We start from the raw sequence: 1,725 nt of genomic DNA on the forward strand, positions 1-1,725 counted from the left end.
CTTTAAAGAATGTTTATTTACATACTCATCACCTTTTGCCATTAATGCACGGATTAACGTTGGCGAAATACCGAGATGAGTAATTTCATATTTATCAACTGTCTCCCATAAGCGATCTGCTTTTGGAAAGTCTGGAACACCTTCGTACATAACCATCGTTGCGCCATTAATTAAAGAGCCGAATAGTAAAAATGGTCCCATCATCCAGCCCATATCAGTTACCCACAATACGCGGTCGCCTTGTTTTATATTCATTCCAAACCCTGCATCAAATGCAGATTTTAGCGGAAAACCAGCATGTGTGTGTACTGTCCCCTTCGGCTTACCAGTCGTTCCAGATGTATATATAAGCATTAATGGATCATCACTGTTCATTTCTTCAGCATGTATAAATGGTTTTTCTTTTTCTAACGTACTCCATGAAAAATCATAATTATGCGGTGTAAAATCATTTCCTGCATGACGAACAATTACCACCTTTTCAACAGTTGGACAATGTTCACAAGCTTTATCTACTTCATCTTTTAATGAAACAATTTTCCCACGGCGTGAAAAGCCATCTGCGGTAATAACCATTTTTGAACCAGCTGCTTGTACACGTGTCATTACTGCATCAGCAGCAAAACCTGAGAATATTGGTGAAATAATCGCTCCAATTTTCATTACCGCTAACATAGCAACAACTGTTTCAGGAATCATTGGCATGTAAATTGTTACACGATCACCTTTTTCAATACCAGCATGTTTCAAACCGTTGGCAACACGGCTTACCCAGCTGTCAAGCTCTTCATATGTAAATGATTTCGAAGTTCCGTTTTCCCCTTCATACATAAGTGCTGCTTGTGTTTTCGTTTTATCGTCTGCAAGCCAGCGAGATAAAGCAGATTCTACTACGTTACAAGTTCCCTCAGTATACCACTGTGCAAACGGTGTACCATTTTCTAAATCTAACACTTCTGTATATGGTTTCATCCACTGATAGCCAACTGCTCTCTCAGCTTCTCCCCAAAACCAAGTTGTTTCTTCAATTGACTTATTATAAAAAGCTTCGTAATCTTCATAGCCTAATGATTTCATCCAACCAAATAAACGCGTTTTTTCTTTATATTCTTCTGTTGGAAACCAAACTGCTTGTTTCATGTTTTCCCCTCCTTGACTTTTTGAGCAAGAAAGCCCTAAATAGGGCTTTTAAACTGGATATACAGGATGTTTACGATCCGTGAATACTTGATATTTACTCATATACATTTCGAATCGTCCTTTTAACTCTTCACGTAAATTGTTTGGATGAACAATACCATCAATCACCATCTCAGATGCTAAACGGTAAATATCAATATCTTTCTTATACTCTTCTCGTTTTTCAGCAATAAAGCTTGCACGCTCTTCTTCTGGTAAAGCTGCAATCTTATTTGCATATACAGCATTGACCGCTGCTTCTGGACCCATTACTGCAATAGAAGCTGTTGGTAATGCTAAGCAGCAATCTGGTTCAAACGCTGGACCTGCCATTGCATATAAGCCAGCTCCATATGCTTTTCGAACGACGATAGAAATTTTCGGTACAGTTGCTTCACTCATTGCAGAGATCATTTTTGCACCGTGACGAATAATTCCCGCACGTTCTACTTTTGTACCAATCATAAACCCAGGTACATCTGCAAGGAATAATAATGGAATATGGTATGCATCGCATAAATTTATAAACTTCGCTGCTTTATCAGC

The 1,725-nt window shown here is 38.6% G+C and carries 2 protein-coding genes; both read right to left on the reverse strand.

The genetic code is table 11. The features are described from left to right. A partial coding sequence (locus tag AC1DTM_RS25235) for an AMP-binding protein (RefSeq protein WP_477001163.1) occupies window positions 1-1,140 on the reverse strand: 1,140 nt, incomplete at its 3' end. 48 nt (window positions 1,141-1,188) lie between these two features. After that, window positions 1,189-1,725 (reverse strand): carboxyl transferase domain-containing protein (locus tag AC1DTM_RS25240; RefSeq protein ID WP_477001164.1); only part of this gene is annotated, 537 nt, incomplete at its 5' end.

Source organism: Bacillus sp. P4_D3 (genome assembly GCF_056401855.1).